This is a genomic window from Burkholderia sp. GW821-FHT14F03 (assembly GCF_058803765.1).
Genome location: NZ_JBXAPG010000078.1, coordinates 1 through 15,780 on the forward strand (window position 1 = coordinate 1; position 15,780 = coordinate 15,780).

A 15,780-nucleotide genomic window follows, 5' to 3' on the forward strand; every position below is an offset into this window, starting at 1 on the left:
CGCGCGACCACCGCCGCGCCGGCCGCGTCGGGCGGGCCCGCGAGCGCGCGCCGCCGCCAGGCGAGACCGAGCGCGTCGGCGAGCAGCGCGAGATGGCCGAGCCCGAGCGCGCCCGCCGCCGCACCGACCCGGTAGGCGGCATCGGCCGCGCGCAGCGCGGTCCCGGCATCCGCCGCGCGGATCTCGCCCGCCAGCTCGGCCATCGACGCATCGGCCGTCTGCAGGAAATCCTCGTAGGCGTACGCATTGACGGTCACGACGCCCAGCTCGCGGGTCGGCGCGTCCTCCAGCGCGGCGCGCTCCGCCCGCGCGGCGTCCGCTTCCCACAGCGTCTCGGACGCCTGCGTGGCCGCCACATGCCAGTCGACCGTCAGGCCGTAGTCACGCAGCAGCTCGACGTCGTCGGCATCCTCCGCCGCAGCGCCGTAAAGCGCGTAATCGCGCCATATCAGCGCGAGCGTCTCGCGCACCAGCACGGGCGATGCCACGCGCAGGCCGCGCGCCTGCTCGCCCAGCAGCAGGTTGCAGCGCGCGAGAAAGCGCTTCAGCTCGGCCGCGCCGCTCACCCGCAGCGCGTGCGCGCACGCGCCCGCGAGACGCCAATAGTCATAGGGGAGCGGACCGGACAGCGCCGCCGCGCAGGCGGCGATCTCGTCCAGGGCTGCGTCGGGCGGCGCCTGCGGCGCGCGCAGCACGGCCAGCAACGCCTGCTCGAAACGGGCCCGGACATGCAGGAACGCGTGGTCCGGCAAGGTGTGAAGCGTGGCGGGCGGCACCGGCCGCCCGGCGAGCGCGAGCGCGTCGTGCGGCGTGTCGGTGCGCAGGTCGCGCGCGACCTGGGTGCGCAGCGCGTGATAGTGCTCGAACAGGACTGGCGAGCAGGCCAGCTCGCGCAGATTGTGGCGCGCCACCGCGAGCCGGAACGCGCGCAGCGCCGCATGGAACGCCATCGGCGATACGTCGGCGGCCGCGAACGGCGCGGCGTGCGACAGCGCGACCACGAAGCGGTGCGCGGCCAGCCAGCCCGCATCGCGCAGCGCCGCCGCCGCGACGCCAAGCGGCGCCGCCGGCGACGACTCGCGCTCGAAGGCGTCGGCCGCCTCGCGCAGCGCGGCTTCCGCTACGCGCACTGCGCCCCCCCGCGGATTGGGCAGGGCTTCAAGCACCGCTTGCGTGATCGGATCGGAACTCATGCGCGCGCTTTCACCTCCCGGCAAGCCGGATCATCGCGTGACGCGCGGTCGACCCCTTCCTGACGCGCGTCGCGCACGGGCTGCCGGCGCCCACCACGGACACCGGCGCAAGACGGTCAGATCTGCACCATCTCGAAGTCTTCCTTGCGCGCGCCGCATTCCGGGCAGGTCCAATTGATGGGAACGTCTTCCCAGCGTGTGCCCGGGGCAATGCCCTCGTCCGGCAAGCCTGCCTCTTCGTCGTAAATCCAACCGCAGATCAGGCACATCCAGCTTTTATATTCCATCTTAAGCCGTGTAAGGAAAGTCCGTTGATTTGAGAGCCATGATGGTACCGTGTCGGGGCCGGACTGCCTAGCAATCCGCCTCGACGCGCGGCGCTTCGTTGCGGTGCGATAAAAAAACCCGGTCGGCCCGCCTGATTCGGCCGCATAATGCCGACAGGATGCCCATGCTTGGTGCGTCCCGCCGTTGTCCTGCCTGTCCGTTTTTTCTTGCCCCATTTTTCCATGTCCAGCAATGCCCCCCCGATCGTCCTCTCCTTCGGCTTGTCCGATCCGACTGGCGGCTCCGGCCTGCAGGCCGACCTGCTGACGCTGGCGAGCATGGGTTGCCACGGCGTGTCGGTCCTGACGGGCTATACCGTGCGCGATTCCGCCGCCTGCGACGAAGTGACCGGGCTCGATCCCGACACCGTCGCCGCGCAGGCGCGCATGCTGCTCGAAGACATGCCGGTGGCCGCGTTCAAGATCGGCGCCGCGACCCGCGCGGAAGTCGTGAGCGCGATCGCCGAGGTGGTCGCCGACTACGACGGCGTGCCGCTCGTGCTCGCGCCGGATTTCACGCTCGACGACGAGCACGTGCTCGCGGCCGACGACCTGCGCGAATCGATCGCCGACCTGCTCGCGCCGCAGACCACGCTGCTCGTCGCCGACCACGCGACGCTGATCGCGCTCGCGCAGCCGGACGGCGACGCCGAAGCGCCGAATCTCGACGCCGCGATCTCGCACCTGCTGGCGCAGGGTTGCGAATACATCCTGGCGACCGAGACCGGCTCGCACCGCCTCGTCAACACGCTGTACGGCGAGGAAGGCCAGATCCGGCAGGATCTGTGGGAGCGCACGCCGCACCGGTTGATGGGCGTCACCGATACGCTCGGCGCGGCGATCGCCGCGCTGCTCGCGAACGGGCAGGAACCGCCCGAGGCGGTGCGCGAGGCGCAGGAGTACCTGTATCAGGCCACGCGCGACGCGTTCCGTCCCGGCATGGGCGCGTATCTGCCGGATCGCTTCTTCTGGGCGCGCAGCAACGAGGACGAAGCGCTGCTGCAACCCGCCGCCACCCGGCCGACCGCGGCCGGCAAGAGCGCGCCGGGCTGAACGCGGCGGCGCGCCCGCCCCGGCCGCCGGCACGGTGCACGATCCGTCGGCCCCAATAAAAAACCCGCATCGCTGCGGGTTTTTTATTGGGTGAACGCGCGTCGCCGCGCGTTCCTCAATGCAAGCGGCGTAACGCCGATTACATATCCATGCCCATGCCGCCCATGCCGCCCGGCATGCCGCCAGGCATCGGTGCGTCTTCCTTCGGCAGCTCGGCAACCGCTGCGTCCGTCGTCAGCAGCAGGCCCGCGACCGATGCCGCGTTTTGCAGCGCGGTGCGCGTCACCTTGGTCGGGTCGACCACGCCGGCTTCCACCAGGTCGCCGTACTCGCCCGTTGCCGCGTTGTAGCCGTAGTTGCCCTTGCCCGCTGCAACTGCCGCCACCACGACGCTCGCCTCTTCGCCACCGTTCGTGACGATCTGGCGCAGCGGCTCTTCCATCGCGCGCAGCACGATCTTGATGCCGGCGTTCTGGTCGGCGTTGATGCCCGTCAGGCCCGCGATCGCGGTGCGCGCGCGGATCAGCGCGACGCCGCCGCCGGCCACGATGCCTTCTTCCACAGCTGCGCGCGTGGCGTGCAGTGCGTCTTCGACACGTGCCTTCTTTTCCTTCATTTCGACTTCGGTCGCAGCGCCGACCTTGATCACTGCCACGCCGCCGGCCAGCTTGGCCACGCGCTCTTGCAGCTTTTCACGGTCGTAGTCCGACGTCGCTTCTTCGATCTGCGCACGCACTTGCTTCACGCGCGCTTCGATGTTCACGGCTTCGCCTGCGCCGTCGATGATCGTCGTGTTTTCCTTGCCCACTTCGATGCGCTTCGCCTGGCCCAGTTCAGCCAGCGTCGCCTTCTCGAGCGTCAGGCCGGTTTCTTCCGCCACCACTTGACCGCCGGTCAGGATCGCGATGTCTTCCAGCATCGCCTTGCGACGATCGCCGAAGCCCGGCGCCTTGACCGCAACAGTCTTCAGGATGCCGCGGATGTTGTTCACGACCAGCGTCGCGAGCGCTTCGCCTTCGACGTCTTCCGCGATGATCAGCAGCGGACGGCCAGCCTTCGCGACTTGCTCGAGCACCGGCAGCAGATCACGGATGTTCGACACCTTCTTGTCGTGCAGCAGCACGAACGGGTTGTCGAGGACGGCGACTTGCTTGTCCGGGTTGTTGATGAAGTACGGCGACAGGTAGCCGCGGTCGAATTGCATGCCTTCGACGACGTCCAGCTCGTCGGCCAGCGACTTGCCGTCTTCGACGGTGATCACGCCTTCCTTGCCGACCTTGTCCATCGCTTCAGCGATGCGATCGCCGATCGACGAATCGCTGTTCGCCGAGATCGAGCCGACCTGCGCGATTTCCTTGTTGGTCGTGCACGGCTTGCTGATCTTCTTCAGCTCTTCGACAGCCGCTGCGACTGCCTTGTCGATGCCGCGCTTCAGGTCCATCGGGTTCATGCCCGATGCGACGTACTTCATGCCTTCGCGAACGATCGATTGCGCGAGGACGGTTGCCGTCGTCGTGCCGTCGCCGGCGTTGTCGCTGGTCTTGGAAGCGACTTCCTTGACCATTTGCGCGCCCATGTTCTGGAGCTTGTCCTTCAGCTCGATTTCCTTCGCGACCGACACACCGTCCTTGGTGACCGTCGGGCCGCCGAAGCTGCGCTCGAGCACCACGTTGCGGCCCTTCGGACCCAGCGTGACCTTCACTGCGTTGGCGAGAATGTTCACGCCTTCGACCATCTTCGCGCGGGCGGAATCGCCGAATACGACGTCTTTAGCTGCCATCTTCTAACTCCTTGGGATTCTTTGAGAATGGGTACGTTGGCGAACGCTTACTTAGCGTTGACCACGGCCATGATGTCTTCTTCGCGCATCACGAGCAGTTCCTGACCGTCGACCTTGACGGTCTGGCCAGCGTACTTGCCGAACAGGATGCGATCGCCGACCTTCACGTCGAGCGCGATCTGCGCGCCCTTGTCGTCGCGCTTGCCCGGGCCGACGGCCAGGATTTCACCTTGATCCGGCTTTTCTGCAGCGGCTTCGGGGATCACGATGCCCGACGCGGTCTTGGTTTCCTGATCCAGACGCTTGACGATCACGCGATCGTGCAAAGGACGAAGGTTCATACTCACTCCTCTCTTGATTGAGACTGAAGAACGCTGAGGGAATCTGCCGGGCCGGAAGCCCGGCAGAGAATTGTTAGCACTCTAGTGCAGCGAGTGCTAATTATATGGACGGGTTTTGACAAATTCAAGAACCGCCCCAGGATCCTTCCCCGATCGGCCTGATCTCGCTCAATGCCCCGCCCGGCGGGCTTTCTGGCGATTTCGACGCACCGATGCCGCAGTGCGGAAAGTGTAACAGTTGCAAGGGTCGGATCCGATGAGCAGGTTCCCGCACCCTGAGCCGCCCCCGCGAGACCGGGGGGCCGCGGCCTCAGGACAGCGTGCAGACGAGCTTGGCGAGCTGACCATCCCACCCGAACTGGGCTTCGGCCGCGTGGATCCGGCGGCGCGCCGCCACCGACCGGTCCGCTTCCAGCGCGACCGCCTCGCGATGGATCTCGGGGCTCTGCGCCTCGAGCGCGGCGAGCCGCTGCGCGTTCGCCTGCGCGGCCGTCTCCGGGAACAGCTTCTCGCACGCGCGTGACAAGCCGATCATCTGCGCCGCCGGATCCCGGCCGGGGTCCGGGCTGTCGGCCGGCGCGAGCGAGGCGAGGCGCTCGGCGGCAGGCAGGCGGCGACGCGCGGCGTCCGCGACGGCCGCCGCGTGGTCCGCCGCGCGTGCGCCGGGCGGCGCGATGCCGGGCTGCGTCGCGAGTATCTGGCTGGCCGTGGTGATGAAATCGTTTTCGCAGGCCACGCGATCGTCAGCCGCGCCTTTCGCGCAATAGTCGACAGCCTTCATATGAATCAGCGCCGCCTGCGGCGTCAGTTGCGCGTCGGTGAACGGGACGTCCGCCCGGCTCGCCGGCGTGCACGTCACGCAGGCAAGGGCGCACAGCAGGGTTCGGGTGAAATAGTGCATCGGATTGGCAAGCTGGGCGAACCGGCTCAAACAGCGCGCCCGACGCGAACGCACGGGCAACCGGCCGAAAAATGAACGGAACCAACAGCGGACGATGGTACCAATCCGCGCGCGCCATCCACAAGCCCGCCCACGACCGTCGACGCCTTCATGAACCCCGGGTCACTCCCGACCGTGGCATTTTCGGTTTGGCGACTACACTACGAAAGAGGATCCGGCACGCTCCGGTCCCTGCCGGGAGATGCCGCCATGAATCGGCCGCTGGTTCGGATTCCGCTCCGCTCGATCGGTGTTGCATCGATGCGGAAGCGTTGGTTGTGGTTGCTGGCGTTGAGCGTCATCACGCTCGCCGCCGTCGCGAAGCTGTGTCAGCTCGAACTCGAGAGTTCGCGGCTGCAGGCGCGCTACCTGTCCCGCTACGACCAGACGCTCGCCTATCAGCCCGGCGCCGGGCCGAGCAACGCGCTCCGCTTCCCCGGCGACGGCCCCTACGACCTGCGGCTCGGCTACACCGCGCTGCCCGCGATCGAGCAGCGCCTGCTCTCGCGCGGCTTCATCGTCACGGCGCAGGCGCGGCAGTCGGACCGCATGCGCGCGCTCGCCGACGCCGGCCTGTTTCCCCCCTACGACGAAAAAGACCAGACCGGCCTCACGCTGCGCGACGCCACGGGCGCACCGCTCTACACGGCCCGCTACCCCGCGCGGATCTACCCGTCGTTCGACGCGATCCCGCCCGTCGTCGTCGCCGCGCTGCTGTATATCGAGGATCGCACGCTGCTCGACGCCGCCGCGCCTGAACGCAACCCCGCCCTCGACTGGGGACGTTTCGGCCGCGCGCTCGCCGATCAGGGCCTGCGTTTCGTCATGCCGCACCAGGCCACGCCCGGCGGCAGCACGCTCGCGACCCAGCTGGAGAAATTCCGTCACTCGCCGGGCGGCCGCACCGCGACGCCGCCGGAGAAGCTGCGGCAGATCGCGTCCGCGTCGCTGCGCGCGTACCTGCACGGGCCGCAAACCCTGCCCGCGCGCGAGGCGCTCGTCGCGCGCTACCTGAACGCGGTGCCGCTCGCCGCCCGTCCGCACCTCGGCGAAGTGATCGGTATCGGCGACGGTCTCGCCGCGTGGTACGACCGCGACTTCGACGAGGTCAACCGCCTGCTCGCCGCTCCCGCGACGCCCGACCAGCTCGCCGCGCAGGCGCTCGCGTTTCGCGAGGTGCTGTCGCTGCTGATCGCTCAGCGCGCGCCCTCCTATTACCTGCAGCGCGACTTCCCGGCGCTGCAGCGCCTGACCGACAGTTATCTGCGCCTGCTCGCCGCCAACGAGGTGATCACGCCGGCCCTGCGCGACGCGGCGCTCGGCGCGTCGATCGCGCTCAGTCCGGCGCCGGCGCGCGCGCCGGCCCAATCGTTCGTCACGCGCAAGGCCGTGACCTCCGCGCGCGCGCATCTGCTCGACGCGCTCGGGACGCCCGGTTTCTACGCGCTCGACCGGCTCGACCTCGACGCCACCGACACGCTCGACAACCGCGTGCAGCAGGCCGTGTCCGCGCGCCTCGCGGGCGTCGCGACGCGCGCGGGCGCGCAGGCGGCCGGCCTCTACGGCTTCGAGATGCTGCGCCCCGCCGACGATCCGTCGCACCTGACCTACAGCTTCACGCTGTACGAACGGCGCGGCGGCGCGAACCTGCTGCGCGTGCAGACGGACAGCGTCAACGAGCCGTTCGACATCAACCAGGGCGCGCGCCTCAATCTCGGCTCCACCGCGAAGCTGCGCACCCTCGTCACCTACCTGCGCATCATCGCGGCGCTGCATGCGCGCTACGCCCCGCTGTCCGCCGCCGAACGCGCCGGCTTGAAGCCCGATCCGTCGGATACGCTGACCCGCTGGGCGCTGTCGTACCTGGCCAGCGCGCGCGACCCGTCGCTGCCGGCCATGCTCGACGCGGCCATCGAACGCAAATACTCGGCGAGCGCCGGCGAGACCTTCTATACGGGCGGCGGCGCGCAAGCGTTCACCAATTTCGACAAGATCGACAACGGCCGGATCCTGACCGTGCACGCCGCGTTCACGCATTCGGTGAACCTCGTGTTCGTGCGGCTGATGCGCGACATCGTCCACTACGAGATGATCGAAACCTCCGGGCCCGCGTCGGCCTGGCTCGACGATCCCGCGGCCCGCGCGCGCTACCTGGACCGCTTCGTCGACGACGAGAGCCGCGTCTACGTGAAGCGTTTCTACACGCGCTACGCGGGCCGGACCGACGACGACGCGCTCGCCGCGATGCTGCGCAACGTGCGCAAATCGCCGCCGAAGATCGCCACGGTGCTGCGCAGCGTCGCGCCCGACGGCCCGCCCGCCTGGTTCGACGCCTGGATGCGCGCGACGCTCAAGGGCACGCCGGCCGCGACGCTGCCGGACGACGCGCTCGCCGCGCTGTACGCGAAGTACGGCGTCGATCGCTTCAACCTCAACGATCGCGGCTACATCGCGAGCGTGCATCCGCTCGCGCTGTGGACGCTCGCCTACCTGCGCGCGCATCCGGGCGCCACCCTCGACGACGTGGAGGGCGCCAGCAGCGACGTGCGGCGCACCACCTATTCGTGGCTCTACAAGACCCGCTATCACGCCACCCAGGACCGCCGCATCCGCCGCATGATCGAGCTGCGCGCCTACGATGCGATCGGCCGCGAATGGCGCGCGTACGGCTACCCGTTCGCCCATCTCACGCCGTCGCTCGCGGCCGCGATCGGCGCGTCCGGCGACCAGCCCGATGCGCTCGCGCACCTGATCGGGATGATCGCGAACGGCGGCAACGACGCCCCGACGCAAAGCATCACGCAGCTCACGTTCGCGCCGGACACGCCCTACGAAACGCGCTTCGCGCGCGCGCCGGCGCAGCCTCGCACGATGCTGCCGCCCGAGATCGTCGCCGTCGTGCGGCGCATGCTGCGCGACGTGGTGCTCGACGGCACCGCGCGGCGGCTCGCCTCCGGCCTCACGCTGCCCGACGGCAGGACCTTCGAGATCTACGGCAAGACCGGCACCGGCGACCAGCGCTTCAACGTCTATGCGCCGGGCGCGCGCCTCGTCGAATCGCGCAAGGTCAACCGCAGCGCCACCTTCGTGTTCGCGATCGGCGAGCGCTTCTTCGGCGTGCTGACCGCGTATGCCCACGAGCCCTACGCGGCGCGCTACGACTTCACGAGCGCGCTCGCGGTGCAATTGCTGAGATCGCTCGCCCCCGAGTTGCAGCCGCTGTTCACCCCGCCGCCCGCGCGGCATGCATGACGCGCCCCCTCAAAATAATACCCGGGTAATATTGCACCTCGAATAATACCCGGGTATTATTCGAACCATCCTGTTCCTCGGTGTCCGTCATGACTTCTCATTCCGCCTTTCCCGCCTACACGAGCTTCGCGGGCCACCAGCGTCTCGCCTCGGGCTCGTTGCAGGCCATCGCGCTCGCCACCCGGCACGCGCTCGATCGCGATGCCAATGCGTCGATCCTGATTTTCGACAACCGCACCGGCCGCTCGATCGACGTCGATACGCGTGGGCCGGACGAGGCGATCCGGGCGCGCTATCCCGACACGCCGGCGCCCGCTGGCGCGTCGGCGTCGGCAAGCGACGACGCCGACGCCGCGCCCGCCGCCCGCGGGCGCGGCCGGCCGAAGCTCGGCGTGATCGCGCGCGAAGTCACGCTGCTGCCGCGTCACTGGGAATGGCTCGCGACGCAGCCGGGCGGCGCCTCGGTCGCGCTGCGCAAGATGGTCGACGACGCCCGCCGCAAGCACGGCGAACGCGACCGCGCACGTCAGCAGCAGGAACGCGCGTATCACTTCATGTCGGCGCTCGCGGGCGACCTGCCCGGCTTCGAAGAGGCCACCCGCGCGCTGTTCGCGCGCGACGCGGCACGCTTCGACGCCTGTATCGCCGGCTGGCCGCGCGATGTCCGCGAACACGCGGCATGGCTCGCGTCCGCGGTCGACGCCGACACGGCAGCGCCCGACGCCTGACCCGCGCGGCGCACGCGCGCCGCGCCCCCTTTCCCGTTCGTCACTTCACGCGACGTCGCGCGGTCCGCCGCGCGTCATGGCGTCGCTTTGCCCAAAGGAATCCCGCATGTCCACCCGGACCACCCTCGCCCCGCCGCCCGTGCGGCCTTTATGGAAAACCTATCTGGCGATCCTGTTGCCGATGATGCTGACCAATCTGCTGCAATCCGCCGCCGGCACGATCGACGGTCTCTACCTCGGGCAGATGCTCGGCGTCGATGCGATCGCCGCGGTCTCCGCGTTCTTTCCGGTGTTCTTCCTGCTGCTCTCGATCATCATCGGCCTCAGCACCGGCGCGACGATCCTGATCGGCCACGCGTGGGGCGCGGGCGATCTGCCGAAGGTGCGCGCGATCGCCGGCACCGCGCTCGCGCTGATGCTCTGCGTGGGCGTCGTGATCGCGATCGGCGGCGGCTTCGGCGCCGCGTCGCTGATGCGTTGGCTCGGCACGCCCGCCAACGTGCTCGACGAGGCGAGCCGCTATGCGACGCTGATGCTGGCCGGCATGCCCATCGTGCTGCTGATGTGGCTCACCACCTCGATGAGCCGCGGCGTCGGCGACGCGGTCACGCCGCTGCGCACGCTCGCGTTCGCCACGGTGCTCTCGCTCGCGTGCACGCCGGCGCTGATCCGCGGCTGGTTCGGCCTGCCGCGCCTCGGCGTCGCGAGCGCCGCGGTATCGACGCTCGCGGCCTTCACGCTCGCGCTGCTCTGGACCGCGTGGCACTGGCGTCGCCGCCGGCATCCGCTCGCGCCTGACCGCGCGCTGCTGCGGAACCTGCGCATCGAGCCGGCCATCGCCGCGAAGATGTTGCGGATCGGCGTGCCCGCCGCGCTGCAGATGCTGACGATGGCGCTCGCCGAATTCGCCTTGCTCGGCCTCGTGAACCGTCACGGATCGGATGCGACCGCGGCTTATGGCGCGGTCACGCAAGTGATGAGCTGGATTCAGCTGCCGGCGATGTCGCTCGGCATCACGACGACGATCCTCGCGTCGCACGCCATCGGCGCGGGCCGCGCGGAACGGATCGGCGCGATCGTCGGCACCGGCCTGCGGCTCAATCTGCTGTTCACCGGAAGTATCGTGGCCCTGGTGTACGGCTGCGCGCCGTGGCTCGTCGGCGCGTTCCTGACCGCGCCGGAAGTGGTTGCGCGCGCACTCGATCTGCTGCACATCGTCGCCTGGAGCGTGGTCGTGCTCGGCTGCGCGAACGTGCTGGTCGGCGCGATGCGTGCCAGCGGCGCAGTCGCCGGTCCGACCGCGCTCGCGATCGGCGCGATCCTGTGCATCGAATTGCCGCTCGCGTTCTGGCTGAACGCCCGGGTCGGATTAGCCGGCATCTGGTGGGCCTGCGCGACGACCTTCATCGCCATGCTCCTGCTGCAAACCCTGTACTACCGCCTGGTCTGGCCGCGCCGCCGTATCGTGCGGCTCGCCTGAGGCGCTTCGAGCCGTCGCGCGGACGCGTGCAGCATGCACCCGCGCGACGTCATGCTCAGCCCACCAGCGCGTCGCGCACCGCCGCGAGCCACAGGCCGACCGCGTGCGCGCCCGGATCGGCATGCCCGAGCGCCCGCTCGCCGATATAGCTGGAGCGGCCGCGGCGCGGCGTCATCGACGCGGTGCGCGCCGCGCCCGCCTCGGCCGCCTCGACCGCCGCGCGCAAGGCGGCCGCCGTGTCGACGGCCCGCGCCTCGAGCGCTGTGCGCAATGCATCGGCCGCCGGCTGCAACGCATCGACCATGGTGCGGTCGCCGGGCCGCGCGCCGCCCAATTCCATCACGCCATCGACAGCCGCCGAGAAGGCGCGCGCCCAGGCATGCGCATCGGGTTCGCGCACGCCGTCGAGCGCGGCGGCGGCGCGCATCAGCATGATCGCGTACAGCGGACCGGACGTGCCGCCGACCACGCGCCGGATCGTCGCCGACATCTCGCGCAGCACGGCCGCGGGCAGTTCGGCCGACGGCCAATCGTCGAGCGCATCGCGCATCGCGTGCGACGCGCGTGACAGGCTGATGCCGAGATCGCCGTCGCCGACGCGCTGATCCATCTCGGTCAGCAATGCCTCCGACGCCAGCAGGCTCGTGCACACGGCCTCGATCGCGCGCCGCAGCGCCGCGTCGCGCGCGAGCCGCGCCTCGGCCGACTGCGCGCGCGGCGCGGCGGGCGCCGCCTTCGCGACCACCGCCGCGAGCGCGCCGCCATGCACAGGCCACGCGCTCGTGCGCGAAGCCGCATCGAGTCGCGCCAGCCGCGCGTCGTCGAGCCGCAGCACGGTCAGCGACACGCCCGCCATCTCCAGCGCGCTCAGGAACGTGCCGGCCCACGCGCGCTCGACCCGCAGGCCGAGACGATCCAGCTCGCGCAGCGCGGCGGCCGCGACGATGTCGAGTTCGCTCGCGGGTGTGCCGCCGAGATTATTGACGAGCAGCGCGACGCGCTCGCCGCGCGCCGGGGCGAGATCCGTCACGATCCGGTCGAGCAGGCGCGCGACGATCGCATCCGCCGGTTCGAGCGCACCGCGCTCGACGCCCGCCTCGCCATGAATGCCGAGCCCCCATTCGATCTCGCCGTCGGCGAGCGAGAAGCCGGGCTTGCCCGCCGCCGGCACCGTGCACGGCGTGAGCGCGACGCCCATCGTGCCGAGCGCGGCGGCCGCGTCGCGCGCCGCCTGCGCGACCTCGGCGAGCGGCCGGCCCTCGGCCGCCGCCGCGCCGGCGATCTTGTGCACCAGCACCGTGCCCGCGAGGCCGCGCCGCCCCGCATGCTCGCCTCGCGCCGACAGCGCGACGTCGTCGGCGACCACCACCATCTCGACCGGGATGCCCTCCGCGCGCGCGATCTCCGCCGCGAGGCCGAAGTTGAGGCGGTCGCCCGTATAGTTCTTCACGATCAGCAGCACGCCCGCCGGACCCGCGACCGCGCGGATCGCATCGAGCACCGCGTCCGTCGACGGCGACGTGAACACCTCGCCCGCCACCGCCGCGCTCAGCATGCCCAGCCCGACATAACCGCCGTGCGCCGGCTCGTGGCCTGCGCCGCCGCCCGAGATCAGCGCGACCTCGCCGCGCGCGGCCGCCGCGTCGGCATCCGCGCGCACCACGATCGTCGTGTCCTGCAGCAACGACAGGTGCGGATTCAGCGCGACGAGGCCGTTCAGCATGTCGGGCACCACCGTACCCACATCGTTGATCAGTTTCTTCATGTTGGTCCTCTCAGGGCACTCTGCCCAATATCATTCGTATCGTCCTGGCATGGAGCCCGGAGGCGCGTCGCGCTGCGCATCCGGGTGCCTGCACTATAAGACTTTACGACACGACCCAGGCGATCGTTTCCTCTCACGCACCCTCGACACAAACGCGCAAACGTGCGCGCCGAAACAATCGGCGCGATCGCCGGGCAATGGATGCGGTGTCGCACGATTTCCTTCGCCGAAGGTTTACTTTTTCGCAAATCTCGCTATGGTTACCAAACCGTAAGGATTCCGATTTATCCCACCCTCATCGACCAGGAGACCGCATGATCACGCGCCGCGCTCACCGTGCTTCCCGATATCTCGTCATCCCGCTGCTCGCGGTCTGCCTGCAGGGCGGCGCCGCGATGGCCGCCGATGCCGACGTCGCGCTTCAGCAGGCGGCCCGGCAGGCGTTTTCGACGCGGCTCGGCAAACAGGCGCCCACCCTGGCCGCAGCAGGGCAGGATGCCCTGGTCGAGACGATCCGCGTCACGCCCGACGGCGACTGGGTGCTGGGCGCCGCCACGCAGATCGTTCCCGACGGCGTGGCGGCCGACCCCGTCAGCAAGCTGTTCGTCGCGCGGCGCGCGCAGGGTGCATGGCGGGTCGGCGTCGAAGGCGACGCAACCTACGCGGCGCTGCTGGGCGCGGCGCCCGCCGCGCTGGTCGGCCCCGCCGAACGCGCGCAGCTCGATCCGCGACGCGGCGCGGCCGGCGGGCAACCGAAGGCCGCCCCCGGACAGACCGGACTCGCGCTGCCGTGGCAACGCGACACCGCGTGGTACTGGACCGGCGGCGCGCACGGCTGGAGCGGAGAAAGCCGTCCGTACAACTCGCTCGACTTCTCGGGCGGCGACGGTCGTGTACTCGCGGCGCGCGACGCATACCTGTACAGAAGTTGCGAGCGCAACGGCAGCGCGATCGTCAAGCTCGTTCATGACAACGGCTACGAGACCACCTACTACCACATGGAGCAGCTCGCTCAGGTCGCGAACGGCGCGCGCATCCGCCAGGGCGACTACCTCGGCCGCATCGGCAACGCGCTGCCGTGCGGTGGGCAAACCACGGGCGCGCACGTGCATCTGTCCTTGAGCCAGGGCGGTACGGAAGTGCCGGTCAACGGCAAGACGATCGGCGGCTGGCAGTTCTTCGAGGGGCCCTCCGCGTACGGCGGCTACGCGGTACGGAACCAGCGCCGCGTCGGCGTACAGGCCGCGCTGACCAACTATGGCTCGGACGACAGCGGCGGCCCGCCCGAACCGGGCCGCACCGTCGACGCGCCGATCCGCGCGCCCGGCAACGTGAACCTGCGCGACGCGCCGTCGCTGTCCGCATCGGTCGTGGGCAGCGTGGCGAACGGCGCGACGGTGACGCTCGCGTGCTTCGCGTACGGCGATACGGTGCAGGGCAACTGGGGCGCGACGCGGCTGTGGTACCGGCTGAATTCGAACCAGTGGGTCTCCGACGGTTACGTCTATACCGGCAGCAACGATCCGGTCGTGCCGGCCTGCGCCAACTAGTCCGCGCGGGACGCCCCTCGAAAAAAGGCGGCATGACGTCATCGCCATGCCGCGGACCGACAGCCCATGCTGTCGGATAACGGTCAGCGGAACCCGGAGCGCCGGGCGCCGCTGACCAGCTGACTACTTCGGTACGCCGCTCGTCAGCGTCGATATGAGCGAGGTCACCGGGGCGAGCGGGCTGGCCGCCGTGCTGTTGCCATGCGCGGACGGATTCGTCACCGACACCGTCAGGCTCGGCAACGTCGCCGCGACGCCGCCGACCGCGGACCCGGTCGCGTTGGCGAGCGTGCCCACCGTCGAGCCGGTCGCCGTCGCGACCGTACCCAGTGCGGCCGCACCCGTGCCCGCCAGCGCACCGGTCGTGTTCGCCACCGCACCGAGCGCACCGCCCCCCGCCCCGAGCAGGCCGCCGGCCGAACCGGCCACCGAGCCGACCAGCGATGCCGTCGCGCCGCCGACCTGGCCGATCGACGCCGCGCCGCCGCCCGCGACGCTCGTCACGGCGCCCGCCACGGTATTGACGAGTCCGCCCGTCGCGCTCACGGCTGGCGGCAATGCGCCGGCCACGCCGCCCACCGCTCCCGTCACGCCGCCCACCGCGCCGTTCAGCGCACCGGCCGGCAACGCGCTGCCCAGGTTGCCGACGATGCTGGTGATCGGCGCAATCGGGTTGCTCGCCGCTGCGGTCACCGTATTGACGACGCTGGTCACCGCGCCTGTTACCGGCGCAAGCGCGCCGCCTGCGTTGCCGAGCGTGCCCGCCACCGTGCCCACCGCGCCGTTCAGTGCGCCGCCCGCGTTGGCGAGGGCGCCCGTTGCCGCGCCTACCGCGCCGCTCACGACACCGACCGGATTGCCGAGGTTGCCGACCGGCAGCGCGCTGCCCAAACTGCCGACAATGCTGGTGATCGGCGCAATCGGATTGCTCGCCGTCGCGGTCACCGTATTGACGACGCCGGTCACCGCGCCTGTTACCGGCGCGAGTGCGCCGCCCGCGTTGCCGAGCATGCCGGTCACCGTGCCGACGGCACCGTTCAACGCACCGCCGGTGTCGGCCAGCGCGCCCGTTGCGGTACCCAGCGCTCCGCTCAGTACGCCACCGGCGTTGGCCAGTGCTCCCGTTGCCGTGCTCAGCCCACCAATCGGGTTCGCGTCGCTCAGCGTCCCGACTACCGTGTTCACCGCACCGGTCACCGGCGCAAGCGGGTCGCTGCCGCCGATGCCACCCAACGCGCCCGTCACTGTTCCAACCGCGCCATTCACTGCGCCCGTCGCCGTGCCGAGTGCGCCGCTCAACCCACCAATCGGGTTCGCGCCGCTCAGCGTCCCGACTACCGTGTTCACCGCACCGGTCACCGGCGCAAGCGGG

12 protein-coding genes are annotated in these 15,780 nt (G+C 70.2%); 5 read left to right on the forward strand and 7 right to left on the reverse strand.

Going from position 1 to position 15,780, the window contains the following annotated elements; translation table 11 throughout:
* Nucleotides 1–1,130, reverse strand: a 1,130-nt coding sequence (locus tag AC1RQF_RS31680; RefSeq protein WP_492874043.1) for a hypothetical protein, incomplete at its 3' end; no start/stop codon positions are given.
* 179 nt (nt 1,131–1,309) lie between these two features.
* A complete protein-coding gene (locus tag AC1RQF_RS31685) occupies nt 1,310–1,480 on the reverse strand; it encodes a rubredoxin (protein WP_006400971.1) in 171 nt (56 codons plus the stop codon).
* Nucleotides 1,481–1,702: 222 nt separating this feature from the next.
* On the opposite strand from AC1RQF_RS31685, the gene AC1RQF_RS31690 reads away from it, so the two are divergent.
* Nucleotides 1,703–2,572 (forward strand): hydroxymethylpyrimidine/phosphomethylpyrimidine kinase family protein, encoded by an 870-nt coding sequence (locus AC1RQF_RS31690; RefSeq protein ID WP_274001462.1) that lies wholly within the window; start codon nt 1,703–1,705, stop codon nt 2,570–2,572.
* A 139-nt stretch (nt 2,573–2,711) separates the two neighbouring features.
* On the opposite strand, the gene groL is transcribed toward AC1RQF_RS31690, so the two are convergent.
* The 3 genes from groL to AC1RQF_RS31705 all read right to left on the reverse strand — a co-directional run bounded on the left by groL (nt 2,712) and on the right by AC1RQF_RS31705 (nt 5,624).
* Entirely contained in the window at nt 2,712–4,352 is a 1,641-nt protein-coding gene (gene groL / locus AC1RQF_RS31695; protein WP_274001461.1) for a chaperonin GroEL, read from the reverse strand.
* Between the two features lie 47 nt (nt 4,353–4,399).
* The gene (gene groES, locus AC1RQF_RS31700; RefSeq protein ID WP_274001460.1) at nt 4,400–4,693 is read right to left on the reverse strand and encodes a co-chaperone GroES; all 294 of its coding nucleotides are present in this window, start codon (nt 4,691–4,693) and stop codon (nt 4,400–4,402) included.
* 310 nt (nt 4,694–5,003) lie between these two features.
* Nucleotides 5,004–5,624 (reverse strand): hypothetical protein, encoded by a 621-nt coding sequence (locus AC1RQF_RS31705; RefSeq protein ID WP_492874028.1) that lies wholly within the window; start codon nt 5,622–5,624, stop codon nt 5,004–5,006.
* 219 nt (nt 5,625–5,843) lie between these two features.
* Between AC1RQF_RS31705 and AC1RQF_RS31710 the strand changes: the two genes are divergently transcribed.
* From AC1RQF_RS31710 to AC1RQF_RS31720, 3 genes are all read left to right on the forward strand, one after another.
* Entirely contained in the window at nt 5,844–8,885 is a 3,042-nt protein-coding gene (locus tag AC1RQF_RS31710) for a transglycosylase domain-containing protein (protein WP_274001458.1), read from the forward strand.
* An 89-nt stretch (nt 8,886–8,974) separates the two neighbouring features.
* Nucleotides 8,975–9,613, forward strand: coding sequence for a DUF2239 family protein (locus AC1RQF_RS31715; RefSeq protein WP_492874030.1), 639 nt, complete (start codon nt 8,975–8,977; stop codon nt 9,611–9,613).
* A 106-nt stretch (nt 9,614–9,719) separates the two neighbouring features.
* Nucleotides 9,720–11,093, forward strand: coding sequence for an MATE family efflux transporter (locus tag AC1RQF_RS31720; RefSeq protein WP_492874032.1), 1,374 nt, complete (start codon nt 9,720–9,722; stop codon nt 11,091–11,093).
* 55 nt (nt 11,094–11,148) lie between these two features.
* Here the strand turns inward: AC1RQF_RS31720 and dhaL are convergent, their stop codons facing one another.
* Nucleotides 11,149–12,858 (reverse strand): dihydroxyacetone kinase subunit DhaL, encoded by a 1,710-nt coding sequence (gene dhaL, locus AC1RQF_RS31725; protein ID WP_274001455.1) that lies wholly within the window; start codon nt 12,856–12,858, stop codon nt 11,149–11,151.
* Between the two features lie 314 nt (nt 12,859–13,172).
* Between dhaL and AC1RQF_RS31730 the strand changes: the two genes are divergently transcribed.
* Nucleotides 13,173–14,408: a M23 family metallopeptidase gene (locus AC1RQF_RS31730; RefSeq protein ID WP_492874034.1), complete on the forward strand. Its 1,236-nt coding sequence runs from the start codon at nt 13,173–13,175 to the stop codon at nt 14,406–14,408.
* Between the two features lie 123 nt (nt 14,409–14,531).
* Here AC1RQF_RS31730 and AC1RQF_RS31735 read toward each other — a convergent pair.
* On the reverse strand, nt 14,532–15,780 hold a 1,249-nt coding region (locus AC1RQF_RS31735), incomplete at its 5' end, for a beta strand repeat-containing protein (protein WP_492874036.1).

Excerpts from the sequence above, each read along its gene's own strand:
- AC1RQF_RS31715 (WP_492874030.1), top strand. The coding sequence starts at position 8,975 with ATGACTTCTCATTCCGCCTTTCCCGCCTACACGAGCTTCGCGGGCCAC.
- AC1RQF_RS31730 (WP_492874034.1), top strand. The coding sequence starts at position 13,173 with ATGATCACGCGCCGCGCTCACCGTGCTTCCCGATATCTCGTCATCCCG.
- groL (WP_274001461.1), bottom strand. The coding sequence starts at position 4,352 with ATGGCAGCTAAAGACGTCGTATTCGGCGATTCCGCCCGCGCGAAGATG.
- groES (WP_274001460.1), bottom strand. The coding sequence starts at position 4,693 with ATGAACCTTCGTCCTTTGCACGATCGCGTGATCGTCAAGCGTCTGGAT.
- AC1RQF_RS31685 (WP_006400971.1), bottom strand. The coding sequence starts at position 1,480 with ATGGAATATAAAAGCTGGATGTGCCTGATCTGCGGTTGGATTTACGAC.
- AC1RQF_RS31690 (WP_274001462.1), top strand. The coding sequence starts at position 1,703 with ATGTCCAGCAATGCCCCCCCGATCGTCCTCTCCTTCGGCTTGTCCGAT.
- AC1RQF_RS31720 (WP_492874032.1), top strand. The coding sequence starts at position 9,720 with ATGTCCACCCGGACCACCCTCGCCCCGCCGCCCGTGCGGCCTTTATGG.
- AC1RQF_RS31710 (WP_274001458.1), top strand. The coding sequence starts at position 5,844 with ATGAATCGGCCGCTGGTTCGGATTCCGCTCCGCTCGATCGGTGTTGCA.
- dhaL (WP_274001455.1), bottom strand. The coding sequence starts at position 12,858 with ATGAAGAAACTGATCAACGATGTGGGTACGGTGGTGCCCGACATGCTG.